Origin of the sequence: Pseudomonas sp. SWRI51 (assembly GCF_014268825.1) — a bacterium.
Classification (GTDB): domain Bacteria; phylum Pseudomonadota; class Gammaproteobacteria; order Pseudomonadales; family Pseudomonadaceae; genus Aquipseudomonas; species Aquipseudomonas farsensis.
In genome coordinates, this window is the sequence record NZ_JABWRG010000198.1 from 1 (window position 1) to 269 (window position 269).

Annotated in this window: 1 protein-coding gene; it reads left to right on the top strand. The window is 67.3% G+C overall.

The window, feature by feature from the left end; all coding sequences use genetic code 11:
* Window positions 1–269, top strand: a 269-nt coding sequence (locus tag HU720_RS23995; protein ID WP_186523647.1) for a CbtA family protein, incomplete at both ends; no start/stop codon positions are given.

Genomic DNA, 269 nt, shown 5'->3' on the forward strand with positions numbered 1-269 from the left:
GTACAGCCTGCGTGAGCCCAATCGCGTCACCACCGGCGCATTATGGGGCTTGGCAGGGTTCGCCGTGTTCTGCCTGGCACCCACCTTGGGCCTGCCGCCAGAGCTGCCAGGCACCGCGGCCGCAGACCTCGGCCAGCGCCAAAACTGGTGGATTGGCACCGCCGCCGCCACCGCGTTGGGGCTTGCATTGCTGGTGTTCGCTCGTCATTGGCTGCTCAAGGCCCTCGGGGCCGTACTACTGGTAGTGCCGCATCTGATCGGTGCTCCGC